The organism is Clostridium neuense, from assembly GCF_045310695.1.
Classification (GTDB): domain Bacteria; phylum Bacillota; class Clostridia; order Clostridiales; family Clostridiaceae; genus Clostridium_S; species Clostridium_S neuense.
In genome coordinates, this window is record NZ_JBJIAA010000023.1 from 68,016 (window position 1) to 81,900 (window position 13,885).

Genomic DNA, 13,885 nt, shown 5'->3' on the forward strand with positions numbered 1-13,885 from the left:
CATGTGATTCTGGAGCTATATATCAGTCTTATTTAACTTCTAGGGGTTTGGGGCTTTAGCCCCATTTGACTTCATGAATTATATATTAGTCTTTTTATATTCTAGGGGTTTGGGCGTAGCCATGTAATTCTGGAACTAATATAGTGAAGATTAATCTTTATGCGATAACAATAAATGAAATTCAAACTCAATTGCACAATATATTTTATTCAGCAAAGCTGAAAATATATAAGTTTTGAGATTTACCTAAGTGAAACAAAAGGTAAATCCACCCTTAACTCATCCATGAGTATACATTTGGCGTTTGCAATTTCTAAATTATATAAATATAGAAGGTGATTTTTTGATAGGTAAAAAATTAAATTATGGTGATACCATAGGAATAGTTTCACCATCAAGTCCAGAAAAACCAGAAGCAATAAAGAAAGGAATAGACTATCTTATAAAACTAGGCTTTAAAATTAAAACAGGAAAGCACATTTATGATAAATGGGGATATCTTGCAGGAACAGATAAAGATAGAGCAGAGGATATTATGGATATGTTTCTTGATAAAGATGTAGACATTATTCTATGCATGAGAGGTGGATACGGTTCTATGAGAACCCTTCCATATATAAATTTTGACATAATAAAAAACAATCCCAAAATATTTGTTGGTTTCAGTGATATAACAACTTATTTAAATACCTTCTTCACCAAAACAGGTCTTATAACTTTTCACGGACCAATGGCAAGTTCAAATTTAGAGGACAAACATACTTTAAAGTCCTTTTTAGATACTCTTATGAAAGAAAATAAAAGTTATACAATAGAAAATCCATCAGAAATCAATATGAAATGTGAAGTACCCGGCAAAGCTTCTGGAAATATAGTAGGCGGTAATCTGTCACTTATAAATAATACTATAGGAACTCCCTATGAAGTTAGCTTTGAAAACAATATACTTTTTATAGAAGACGTTCATGAAGAGCCATATTCCATAGATAGAATGCTAACACATCTTCTTTTATGTGGAAAGCTTCAAAAATGCAGCGGCTTTATACTTGGGCAATTTAAAAACTGTACGCTTCCTCATTATGAAAGAAGCTTAAGGCTTGAAGAGGTTATAGAAGATAGAATCTTATCTTTAAATAAACCAACTATTTCAAACTTTATGAGTGGACATGATTATCCAAAGCTCACACTGCCAATAGGGGCTAAGGCAGAACTTGACTGCGATAATCGTATAATTAAAATTTTGGAACCAGTAGTGCTATAGATAAAGCTAAACCATCCTTAACTACCAATTGTCCATTGCCAACTGATTGAAACTTGCTGCAAAAAACAAAATAAAAATAGGGCTAATTTTCTACAATATTAGAAAATTAGCCCTATCCTGCTCTACATAAATATTCAAATTAAAATACAACATTTCCTGAAGAATCTATATCAAAATCTTTTACCTTCAGTTGCGAACTCAAGGTCTTTAAAGGTGATGTATCTTTAATAGGATTCCCCGAAATATCAAGGTTAGTTAAATTTGTTAGCTTCAAAAGTGTACTAACATCCCCAATCTCATTGCCATCCAAAGACAAATATTGAATGTTGATTAACTTTGCAAGTGGAGTTATATCAGTAATATTATTGTTACTTAAAAACAAAAACTGCAGATTAGGATTTGACGCTAAAGGACTTATATCTCCAATTTGGCATCCGCTTAAATTAACATTTTCAAGCTTAGTTAACTTTCCAAGTGGAGCAATACTCGTTAATTGATTACCTCCAAGAAAAATTTCATTTAAATTTCTTAGATTTTCAATTCCACCAAGATCCTTTATATTTGCATCTATAGCAGCAAGTGTAGTTACCTTATCAAAATCACTTTGAGTTAAATCACCAGTTTCCTTGCCAATTACTCTTCTTACCGCTTTTTCTAAATTTGCATCCTTAAATGCCGCTGGAGCAGTCGTGCTGTCCTGTGCAATTGAAAAGGTTAATGTAAGTGGATTTTTAATTTGTGTATTGTCCTGAGCTTTCATATCCTCTGTTATATTTAAGCAGTATGACTCACCCGGATCATATCCTCCATCAGGCGCATCAACTTCTATACTCTTATTATTATTTGTTAATTTTAATACTACATTTGCATTAACATTAGTGACTTTATCAAACACATATATGCTCTGCTTTGTATTATCGTTTATTTGTACAGGCTTTGTAAAGGTTATTGTCCAGTTTTTATATTTATCAACCGTCTGATTATCTTTAAAAACTTCAGCCTTTGCATTAAAACTTAAAAACATCGAAAAGAAAATAAACACAAATAAAATCTTATATTTTTTCATCAAAATCCCCTCCTTATTTAGTTATAGACGCTTTTATTATCTTAACTATCATTTCAATTCTATTAAATGGGGTGACAAGATACAACCCGTCAACATAGTTTTTTATTTTATTGATAATCTCAACAGCTATCTCTATACCTACTTTTTCAGCTTCTTCTCTAGTCATATCCACATGAAATCTATCTACATACTTTTGAGGTATGCTAACTCCCGGAAGCTCATTGTTTATAAATTGAGCATTCTTATAACTTACAAGAGGCATAATCCCACCTAGAATCTTGACCTTGCCTTCTCTTTTAAAGTTTGATAGAAATTCTATGGTTTCATCTTCAAAAATAGGCTGAGTTAAAAAAAATCCAGCACCATTTGACAGCTTTTTATTCATCCTAGATATCTCTGAATTCTTATTTGCCACATTTAAGTTTAAGGCTCCACCAATACTTATTTCGTCCCCATTAAAAATCTCTTTATTCATTTCTGATATAAGCTCTATAAGTCTAAAAGAATTTAAATTAAACACACTTTTAGCCTTTATTTCTTCAGCCCCTGAAACAGGATCACCCGTTACAGCAAGTATATTTCTTATTCCTTCTATATTCGCTGCGAGTATACTTGATCTTATAGCATTGACGTTTTTATCTCTACAGCATATATGCGGCATTACATCTATGCCTATTTCTCTTTTTATCTTGGAAGCAATTACGATAGAATCAACTCTAACCTTCGACATTGGCGAATCTGCAACTGTAACTAAATCTATGTTGTTTTCTTTACATATTTCAGCACAATGCATAATTTTGTCCATTACAGTATTTGTAGGAGGATCTAATTCAACCACTAATGGAAATTTATTATCCTTAAGCTTTTCTATAAAATTATTGTTAGCTTTACTAAACTTTCTTATAATTTTACTTTCATCCGAAGCCTTTAAAATCACCTTTGAGCCATCTAATTTTAATTTATAACTTAATTCCCTTATATGCCTTGGAGTAGTTCCGCAGCAGCCTCCGATTATCTTCGCTCCAAGCTTTTTTATAGATAACATCTTGTCCGAAAAATACTCAGGATTATCAATGTATACCATTCTTTCATTTACTATTTCAGGATATCCCGCATTTGGAAGAGTCGATATAATATTATCCTTGTACACATTTAATTTTTTAAGCATGCTGTATAAATGTGCTGGTCCAGAACCACAGTTAAAACCAAATGCATCTACTGCTTTAATATCCTTTATTTTGCTTACAATTCCGTTTATACTTACACCATCTCTTGTATAACCATCCTGCATTACAGCAAATTGTGTTAGTACAAAAGCTGATTTATTTTTTTCTTTAATATATTCTGCAATTTCCTTTAGGCAATCCAAATTACTTAGAGTTTCAAATACAAATATATCTGCACCATCACTAATAAAGGTATCAACTATAAATTTGTACTCATCATACACATCTTCAGTTGTTTTATCTATTCCTGATATGTTTATCGGACCAATATCAGCTGCTACAAATACATTTTTTCCCTTAGCAGCTTCTTTTGCTATTTCATAACCTTTCTTTATAATATTTCTAATTTCTTCTCTAGAAACTTCAAGTGTTATAGAATTAGCAGAAAAAGTATTCGTCCTGATAAGCTTGGCACCCGCATCAATATACTCTCTATGTATATTTTTTATTGTATCGGCATTATCTAGATTAGCGAACTCGCAAAACGACTTATTATCTCCTGTTATTTTGGAATAATAAGTTCCCATAGCTCCATCAGTAATAAGAAATTTATCTTTTAAATATTCAAATATATTCATAAATTATCTCTCCATTAATTCAATACTAAATTTATGTATATTCTATCATACATATTGAATATCTAAAAGATGAAAATCCCACTTATCCTTATGCTATTTTCCAGTTATTCTAACTCCAGTATAAAAATCCATGTACTTTAAATATTCGATTCTTATTAATTGTCCAGATCTAGGTGAATGTATAAATCTCCCTCCACCTATATATATACCATCATGATACACATTGCTCTCTGAACCAAAAAAAACAATATCGCCAGGTTTTAAATCGGCTTTACTAATCCTCGTTCCAACATTAACTTGATCATAAGTTGTTCTTGGTAAATTTACTCCAAAATGTGCATACACATACTGAACAAAACCTGAGCAATCAAATCCTGCTGGTGTTATACCACCATTTAAATACGGTATCCCTAAAAACATTTTTGAGTACATCACAATTCCTTGTCCATTATCACTTACTGTGTTAGCCTTAACCTTAACTGCATTAAAATTACTTAGAAGTAGCATAAATATAATCAAAATAGTACTAATCTTTTTTACTTTATTCATGTAAATGCACTCCATCCATATAATATTTATAAATTCTATTTAGATAGCAATTTTGTCCAGGTTCCTTTGCCAATTATACCATCTGCATCAAGTCCATTGGCCCTTTGGAAATTTATCACTGCCTGTTTAGTTCCACTTCCAAATATTCCGTCTGCACCTATTCCCAATTTCTTTTGAACCCATTTTACTACATCTCCACTAGAACCATTTTTCAAAAGTGGACATGCCGCTATGGTTGCTGGTCCTACCTCGTTATCAACTGTTAAATGACCATATCCACTGTTATTAAGTATTGTTTGTAAATCTGCTACATCACCACTTACATTTTTTGTTGGCTGAGTATTTCCACCGGTTGGATTAGTTGTATTTCCATTTGCTGCATTTAATAATTTTGTCCAAGTTGCTTTGCCAATCTCACCATCTGCATCAAGTCCATTCGTCTTTTGAAAATTAATTACTGCTTGTTTAGTATCATTTCCAAATATTCCATCAGCACTTATTCCTAATCTCTTTTGAACCCATTTTACTACGTCTCCACTAGAGCCATTTCTCAAAAGTGGGCATGCTGCTATGGTTGCTGCATCTGCCTCGTTATTTACTGTCAAATTGCTTCCATTCTTATTGAGTATCGTTTGTAATTCTCCTACACTACCGCTAGGAACTTGTGGTGTTGTTTGACCACTGCCACCTGTAGTACTTCCACCAGTAGTACTATTGCCGCTTTTGCTTGTGAGTAATTTTGTCCAGGTCATCTTGCCAATCTCGCCATCTGCATCAAGTCCATTTGTCTTTTGAAAATTAATCACTGCTTGCTTAGTATCATTTCCAAATATTCCATCGGCATTTAATCCTAGTTTCTTTTGAACCCATTTTACTACGTCTCCCTTAGAACCATTTTCTAAAAGTGGGCATGCTGCTATGGTTGCTGGTCCTACTTCATTATCAACTGTTAAATGACCATATCCACTGTTATTAAGTATTGTTTGCAAATCTGCTACATCGCCACTTACATTCTGCGTTGGCTGAGTATTTCCACCGCTTGGATTAGTTGTATTTCCATTCGCTGCGCTTAATAATTTTGTCCAAGTCATCTTACCAATTATACCATCTGCATCAAGTCCATTCGTCTTTTGAAAATTAATTACTGCTTGTTTAGTATCATTTCCAAATATTCCATCAGCACTTATTCCTAATCTCTTTTGAACCCATTTTACTACGTCTCCACTAGAGCCATTCCTTAAAAGTGGACATGCTGCTATGGTTGCTGCACCTGGCTGATTATCTACAGTCAAATGACCATATCCATTATTATTAAGAATTGTTTGCAAATCTGATATACTTCCACTTGGATTTTGTGGTGGTTGATTATTGCCAGAATCACCACCGGAATTATTGCCAGAGCTTGTACCATTTATTGCATTTTGAATGTCACTTACTAGCTTGTCCCATGATTTTCCATATTCACTTAGGTATTCTATAGGATCTGTATGGTCTGTTTCACCATAGGTTTCTGATACCCATTTATGACTGTGAATATCACTGGCTCCCCAGCCATATCTCTTACATATTGAGGATACCAGCTCTACTGTATTTTCGTATACTTGATTAAATTCGCTTTGATTACCTGCATAAGGTTCACACATCTCAACACTTAAAAACTTATGATTTGCTGTAGGTCCTGCGTGCCAAGCTACCTCGTTTTCAGGAATAGTTTGAATAGCTTCATTCCAATCAACAAAATAATGTGCTGAAGCTTGTGCACTTGCATCTCTGTTAAAATAGTCTCTATTATTTTGTGCTGTGCCTCCAGGTTCATCGGTAGCATGTATTACTATACCAACCGGCTGCAAGCTTGTACCTGGTCTATTATTATTTATGTATTCTTTTTTAATTGTTACTGCTTGTACATAGTTTGGTGTAACAAAAATATTGCTTGTAGCAATAATTACAACTGATAAGATTAGCACCATAATCTTTTTTCTTAACATTAACTCATCTCCATACTGTCATGTAAAAAACATAGACTTTTACAATAATAATTGTCATTTTATACTTCGTGTTATTCATATCTAACTTAACATAAATAGTGCTATTGTTCAATAATTTTACAATATTGTTACATCAACATTACATTTTATGCCCCTAATAATTTTGTCCAGGTCGCTTTTCCAATTACACCATCTGCCCCAAGTCCATTTGTCCTTTGAAAATTTATAACTGCTTGTTTAGTACCATTTCCAAATATTCCATCAGCATTTAATCCTAGTTTCTTTTGAATCCATTTTACTATGTCTCCACTTGAACCAACTTGAATTACTGGACATGCTGCTATTGTTGCTGGCCCAGCTTCGTTATCTACAGTTAATTTTCCATACCCGTTTTTGTTAAGTATTGTCTGCAAATCTGCTACATCGCCTGCTACATTTTGTGTAGGTGTAGAATTATTATTGTTATTTGTTGTAGAGCCACTGCCTGTATTAGCTGTAGTTTGACTTGCCTGATTTAATAATTTTGTCCAAGTCATTTTTCCAATTACACCATCTGCTCCAAGTGCATTTACTTTTTGAAAGCTTATAACTGCCTGCTTAGTATTATTTCCAAATATTCCATCGGCACTTATTCCTAATCTCTTTTGAACCCATTTTACTACATCTCCCTTAGAACCCACTTGAGTCACTGGACATGCTGCTATAGTATCTGCCCCCGGATAATTATTAACTGTTAAATGTGCATATCCATTATTATTCAATATAGTTTGTAGTTCTGCTACACTGCCACTGCCATTTTGAGCTGGAGTAGTATTACCGGTTGTACTATTATTTCCACCTGTGTTATTGCTTCCAGTACTATTCTGTACCGCTGCACTTAATAATTTTGTCCAGGTCATCTTTCCAATTACACCATCTGCATCAAGTCCATTTGCTTTTTGAAAATTTATGACTGCCTGTTTAGTGTCGCTTCCAAATATTCCATCAGCACTTATCCCAAACCTTTTTTGAATCCACTTTACTACATCTCCATTAGAACCACCTTTTAAAAGTGGACATGCTGCTATTGTCGCTGAATTTAATGCATTGTCAATGGTTAAGTTTCCATATCCATTCTTATTCAATATACTCTTGAGCTCTGATATATCACCGCTTGGATTCTGAGTTGGTGTAGTATTATTACCACTAGAATTTGTCCCATCAATTTGCTTTTGAATATCATTAACCAAATCGCTCCAAGCCTTGCCATACTGATTCAAATACTGTATAGGATCTGTATGATCTGTTTCATGGTAAGTTTGCGATACCCAATTATGGCTATAAATATTTTTAGAACTCCAGCCATATTTTTTGCATATTGCTGCTACTAAATCCACTGTATTTTTATATACTTGATTAAACTTCTGAATATCCTGTCCATATGGAACACACATCTCCACAGCTAAATACTTATGATTGGCTGTAGGCCCTGCATGCCATGCCACTTCGTTTTCAGGTATAGTCTGAATAATTTCATTCCAATCAACAAAATAATGTGCCGATGATTTAGCACTAGCATCCCTATTAATATAATCTCTATTATTTTGAGCCGTTCCTCCTGGCTCATCAGTATCATGTATTACTACCCCAATTGGTTGTAAGTTTTCATAACTTCTATTATTGTTTATATACTGCTTCTGAATTGTTACTGCTTGTACAAATTTTAATGGACCAAGAGTACTTACAGTAAAAATTGAAACCGCTAACATCAACACTGATAATTTCTTTTTTATCATTTTATCAACTCCATTAGTATTAAGACATAATTTTAGGTATAATATCAGTTTATTTATCGTTCATTTGTTACAGTCCTAAAGCAAATTTTTCATTATACCACAAAAATATCCCATAAAATCTTAATTTTCTTCATAACCATAAAAAAACTAGCCTGCACTAAAAATTTCTAGTGCAGGCTAGTTTTTAAGCGAAATCTTGCAAAGCCTTATCTTCTAGGATTAGAAAAGCTTGGTTCCGTAGGATTAGGATCATTAAAATACCTTCCTGGTGTTGATAAATCAAAATACAACTTAGAATCATTTGTTACGCCAAAATCTTTATTAGAGCCAGTATCCTTTACTTTATTTAAAGCTTCTCTAAATAAAGCATTGTGAGCCTCTTCACGATTCAATAAAAAATCAATTGTGTTTCTTACTTCTCTATCCTTAATTTGGCGATATAAATATTCATATACTACCTTTGCTCTTTGCTCAGAAGCTATGTTTGAAAGTAAATCTGCCACAAGATCACCTGTAACTGTTACATAATTTGCAGTCCAAGGTTCTCCAGAGGAATTCATTAAAACTGGAGCTAATCCACCAAGCACATGACTTTCAATTTCGCCACTTCCTACTGCCTCATGGTTTACTTTATGCCCATTTAGTAGATTTATAGTTTCGGCAACAATCTCCATATGACTAAGCTCTTCTGTACCAATATCTAAAAACAAATCCTTTATTGCCTGATCCTTTACTCTAAAACTTTGAGACAAATATTGAAGTGCTGCCTTTAGTTCTCCATTTGCTCCACCTAGCTGTTCCTGCATAAGAACTGCATATTGAGGATTAGGTCCTTCAACCTTTACTTGTATATTATTTAATAATGGCTTTTCGTGTTTAAACAAATTTCACACCTCCACAATTTTAACTTCACGTGTATTTTATACTTAACAATTACTATTTATACATTAACACGCTTCAATTAATTAACTATGGCGGTAAATAAATTTATCTTTAATTTTTATTTCAAAATAGCATTATAGAATTAACTGCTCAATATAAACTAGTTTAGGTTTTTCTCCAGCTGGCACTGCTTCAACTTTTGTTTAAAGCATAGCTTTATTTATAAGCTTAAATTGAACTTTCTTGTCATCAACACTTATGTATTTTACTAATAATGAGACCTTGTTGTCTTCATTTAATAAACTCCAAAAATGTCTTGCATTTTCTTCAATATCATTATTAATCCCAACTATATATGGTTCTCCCGAAAATGAAGGAATAGGATTACCGTCTTCATTATATGTATGAATACAATGACCAAAGCCATTTATAAAATTGTTATAATAAAAATAATTTTTCTGTGAAAATTCTTGATTATTTTCTATGGTTTTTAATATAGATAAGCCATATGTTGCCTTCTCCGATGTACAATCTATGTATCCAGAAATTCTCGGTGTATAATTAGGAGGATCTGGTTCAAATTCTCTTGTATCTAAAGCTTCTTTAAATGTCTTTCCACTCTCAATATAATCATAAATTGTATCTGTTTGGTCGCCATTAGTAACAATATGATAGCCTTTAACAGCTTTTACAGGATAGTATATAATAAGACTTGGATCTTTCAATTTTTTAATGTCAAAAGCTTTTGTTTTTACTGAATTCCCTTCAAGCTCAAAAATTCTATTACGGCTATTTTCGCTTCTTCCCATAATCCAATAAACTTGAACATAATTTTTTCCATCTGGCGTCATTCCTATTACTATTCCCCTGCCAGGATATTTCTTTTGCGATAATCTTTTTTCATTATTTAACGATATTTCTTCTAAACTCATATCCAATCTACTCCTCCTGCACTTGTTTCAGTTTATATAAACTAAATAAATTATACTACACTATTTAGAAACACTACAAATAATAATTAGCATTATATACAAAAAGGAGCTGTCTCATCAAAATTATTAATGAAACAGCTCCTTTACATTAAACCTTAACTACATAAGTTCTGATCATGATTTTTATCGGAATGAGCACGAAGTGTAGCCTCAATTTCCTCAAGAGAACGATTACGTGTTTCAAATACCATAGAGTGTACAAACCAAATTGCAGCAAAACAAATAACTCCATAACCTATGAACAAACTACCTGTACCAAAGAAATTCAATAATGTTGGAAATGTTAAAGACACAAGCATATTGGCGGCCCAGTTAATAACACTGCTAAAAGAATTACCTAAGCCACGAATGTTTAATGGAAATACCTCACCAATCATAACCCACATTACAGGTCCCCATGTAGCTGAGAAGAATGCAATATAGACCGTTAATGCAACAACACATATAATTGAAGCTGTAAATGATCCATGGGAAAATTTCATTGAAAAACTCATTATTAGTAATGAAACGCCCATTCCAATGGCACCATAAACCAACATCTTTTTACGATCAATCTTATCCATAATAACTACAGCTACAGCTGTAACAATAACATTGAATATTCCAATTCCAATATGTGCAAGTAAAGCTGCCTGAACACCAAACCCAACATCAGTAAATATAGTTGGTGCATAATAAAGAACTGTATTACATCCCATGATTTGCTGAAAAATAGCTAAACCAATACCAATAATTAATGCTGGTCTAACAAGTTTACCAAATAGTTCTTTAACTCCACCACTTTTTATTTCAGCTTGTCTTTTGATTTCAACAAGTTCATTGTTAACAGCACTCTCATTATGTTTATTCATTTGTGACAAAACTTCACGTGCTTCATCAGATTGTCCAACCTTAACCAAGAAACGTGGGCTTTCAGGTAATACAAGTCCACCTAAGAAAAGAATAGCTGCTGGGATTGCTGCAAAGCCTAACATCCAACGCCAACCAGTGTAAAATCCTGAAAAAGTATAATTAGTTATATATGCTAGCAAAATACCGCTCATTACCATCAACTGAAACAAACTTGACATAGAACCACGTTTTTCAGCAGGTGATAATTCTGCCAAATAGGTTGGAATTAACGCTGAGGAAGCACCAACTGCCATTCCAAGAACAATACGTGATAAAATCAATGTCCAAATTTCTGGTGAAAAAGCCGAACCAAGCGCACCAACAAGGAAAATCACAGATGCCAATAAAATTAACTTTTTACGTCCATATTTATCAGACATCGGTCCAATAATTGCAGCACCAAGAACTGCACCTAACAGCACAGCACTAACAACCCACCCTTGCTGCCAGGAATCAAGATGCATTTGCTTTTGAATAAACAAAATAGCTCCTGAAATAACTCCTGTATCATATCCAAATAAGAGTCCACTAAGTGCCCCAAAAACATATACTAAAAAACTATTAATTTTTATTTTCATTAAAATCATCCCCTAATTTTATTAGTTGCAGCTTATACATTTAAGCATGTTTGTAATAATGTATTGTCACCTTCCTTATTGATTGCTTGTTTTGAAATCGATACTAATCTTTATAATTATTCTAATCGATTACATGGATATTTTTATTAAACGTTTTCTGTGCACATATATAACTAGTTATATATAAAATAATATGCCGTTGGAACTAAATTCCTTATAATTTATTTTTAACAACTTTAGTATAACACTTCAAGTAAACATTTTCAATACACTTTATAAAGTAATATTAAAATGATAGCAAACCATTAAAACTTTATATTTCATCTAAAATATATGATAATTAAAGCAAAGTAGCATATTGGAAGTGAATTTCACAAATCGATTTTAATTGATCAATTATATATTACTATCAAAAATCATCTGTTATGTGTACACATAAACTTTTTAAACTCAAAAATTTAATTTAAGCAATATGATACAAGAACTATAATACTTATTTGTGATATTCTTATAGAAACATTGAATGAAAGGAGGAACATAAATGAAAAATGAAACCAGAACTGTTCGTTTTGATATAGACTTAAATATAGAAGCTTATACTTTTAAAGGTATTAAACAAAAATTTCCAAACCACTTTCATGAATATTATGTAATTGGCTTTATTGAAAATGGACGCCGATATTTATCATGTAAAAATAAAGAGTATACAATCGGGACAGGCGATTTAATACTTTTTAATCCTAATGATAATCATACTTGTACTCAAATTGATAATAAAACTTTGGATTATAGGTGCATTAACATACAACCACAAATCATGAGTAAAATAGTATACGAAATAACTGGTAAAGAATGTCTGCCTTATTTTAATCAACACATAATTTTTCATAGTGATTCAATCTTTTCACTGAAAGAACTTCATCTTATGATAATGAAAGAGACAAAGGATTTCAAAAAAGAAGAAATACTCTTCTTCTTAATAAAGCAGCTAATTGAAGAATATACTGAACCAGCTTTATTTATAGAAACATCAGTACCCAGTACAGAGATAAAAACAGTTTGCGAATTTTTAGAAAAAAATTATACAAAAAATATTAGTCTTAACACTTTAAGTGAACTAACAGGACTAAGCAAATATTACTTATTACACTCATTTACTAAACAAAAGGGTATTTCACCATATAATTATTTAGAAACTATTCGTATTAATAATGCGAAAAAACTATTAGAAAAACATGTACCACCTATTGATGTTGCTTTAAAAACAGGTTTTAGTGATCAAAGCCATTTTTCAAATTTTTTTAAAAAATTTATTGGTCTAACACCAAAACAATATATGAATATCTTTAATCCAAATAATAAATAAAAGCTTAAATAAATTATATTTTCCTCTAGCAGGATTGTTTATTTCTCAAAGCAAAATAAGCTTTAAAGTAAAGGAGAAAATGAAATGGATGAACAAAATATGAAATGTGTAATTATAATAGATGAAAATCTTCCACTTGGCGTTATTGCAAATACAGCTGCTATTTTAGGTATCACATTAGGGAAAAATATTCCGAGTATAGTTGGTGAAAATGTGCATGACGCTTCAAATAACAATCATTTAGGTATTATTAAAATACCTGTTCCAATTTTAAAAGGAAGTAGAGAACTGCTTAAGAAATTAAGAGAGAAATTATATACTCATAATTTTGAAGACATTATTGTAGTAGATTTTTCAGATATAGCACAAAGTTGTAATGTTTACAGTGAATATGTAGAAAAAGTATCAAAAATATCAGAAGAGGAACATAATTATTTCGGCATTGCTATTTATGGTAATAAGAAAAAAATTAATAGTCTAACAGGTAGCATGCCTTTATTAAGATAATAGATATTATAAATAAAAAAAGTAGCCTATCTACTAAAAAATCAGCAGTTAGACTACTTTTACTTTATGGAGGCGCCACCCAGATTTGAACTGGGGGTAAAGGTTTTGCAGACCTCTGCCTTACCACTTGGCTATAGCGCCATAAAATAAAATTACCCGGCAACGTCCTACTCTCACACAGGGCCTCCCCTGCACTACCATCGGCGTATTAGTTCTTAACCTTCGT

The 13,885-nt window shown here is 32.2% G+C and carries 11 protein-coding genes and 1 tRNA gene; 3 read left to right on the forward strand and 9 right to left on the reverse strand.

Annotated elements, in window-relative coordinates; all coding sequences use genetic code 11:
* Positions 1–343: 343 nt before the first annotated feature.
* On the forward strand, positions 344–1,261 hold the full coding sequence (locus tag ACJDT4_RS21515; RefSeq protein WP_406789664.1) for a S66 peptidase family protein: 918 nt from the start codon (positions 344–346) through the stop codon (positions 1,259–1,261).
* Positions 1,262–1,400: 139 nt separating this feature from the next.
* On the opposite strand, the gene ACJDT4_RS21520 is transcribed toward ACJDT4_RS21515, so the two are convergent.
* From ACJDT4_RS21520 to ACJDT4_RS21555, 8 genes are all read right to left on the reverse strand, one after another.
* Entirely contained in the window at positions 1,401–2,327 is a 927-nt protein-coding gene (locus ACJDT4_RS21520; protein ID WP_406789665.1) for a leucine-rich repeat domain-containing protein, read from the reverse strand.
* A 13-nt stretch (positions 2,328–2,340) separates the two neighbouring features.
* Positions 2,341–4,131, reverse strand: a complete 1,791-nt coding sequence (locus tag ACJDT4_RS21525; protein ID WP_406789666.1) for a bifunctional homocysteine S-methyltransferase/methylenetetrahydrofolate reductase — start codon at positions 4,129–4,131, stop codon at positions 2,341–2,343.
* A 93-nt stretch (positions 4,132–4,224) separates the two neighbouring features.
* Positions 4,225–4,680 (reverse strand): C40 family peptidase, encoded by a 456-nt coding sequence (locus tag ACJDT4_RS21530; protein ID WP_406789667.1) that lies wholly within the window; start codon positions 4,678–4,680, stop codon positions 4,225–4,227.
* A 35-nt stretch (positions 4,681–4,715) separates the two neighbouring features.
* Positions 4,716–6,668: a peptidoglycan recognition protein family protein gene (locus ACJDT4_RS21535; protein ID WP_406789668.1), complete on the reverse strand. Its 1,953-nt coding sequence runs from the start codon at positions 6,666–6,668 to the stop codon at positions 4,716–4,718.
* A 146-nt stretch (positions 6,669–6,814) separates the two neighbouring features.
* Positions 6,815–8,443 (reverse strand): peptidoglycan recognition protein family protein, encoded by a 1,629-nt coding sequence (locus ACJDT4_RS21540; RefSeq protein WP_406789669.1) that lies wholly within the window; start codon positions 8,441–8,443, stop codon positions 6,815–6,817.
* 206 nt (positions 8,444–8,649) lie between these two features.
* Entirely contained in the window at positions 8,650–9,327 is a 678-nt protein-coding gene (locus ACJDT4_RS21545; protein ID WP_406789670.1) for a manganese catalase family protein, read from the reverse strand.
* Between the two features lie 201 nt (positions 9,328–9,528).
* Positions 9,529–10,257, reverse strand: a complete 729-nt coding sequence (locus ACJDT4_RS21550) for an IMP cyclohydrolase (protein WP_406789675.1) — start codon at positions 10,255–10,257, stop codon at positions 9,529–9,531.
* A gap of 155 nt (positions 10,258–10,412) precedes the next feature.
* Entirely contained in the window at positions 10,413–11,795 is a 1,383-nt protein-coding gene (locus ACJDT4_RS21555) for a sugar porter family MFS transporter (protein WP_406789671.1), read from the reverse strand.
* 532 nt (positions 11,796–12,327) lie between these two features.
* Here ACJDT4_RS21555 and ACJDT4_RS21560 point away from each other — a divergent pair.
* Positions 12,328–13,152 (forward strand): helix-turn-helix domain-containing protein, encoded by an 825-nt coding sequence (locus ACJDT4_RS21560; protein WP_406789672.1) that lies wholly within the window; start codon positions 12,328–12,330, stop codon positions 13,150–13,152.
* Between the two features lie 84 nt (positions 13,153–13,236).
* Complete coding sequence (locus ACJDT4_RS21565; RefSeq protein WP_406789673.1) at positions 13,237–13,659, forward strand: DUF2000 domain-containing protein; 423 nt, start codon at positions 13,237–13,239, stop codon at positions 13,657–13,659.
* A gap of 67 nt (positions 13,660–13,726) precedes the next feature.
* On the opposite strand, the gene ACJDT4_RS21570 is transcribed toward ACJDT4_RS21565, so the two are convergent.
* A tRNA-Cys gene (locus tag ACJDT4_RS21570) sits at positions 13,727–13,800 on the reverse strand.
* Positions 13,801–13,885: the final 85 nt, after the last annotated feature.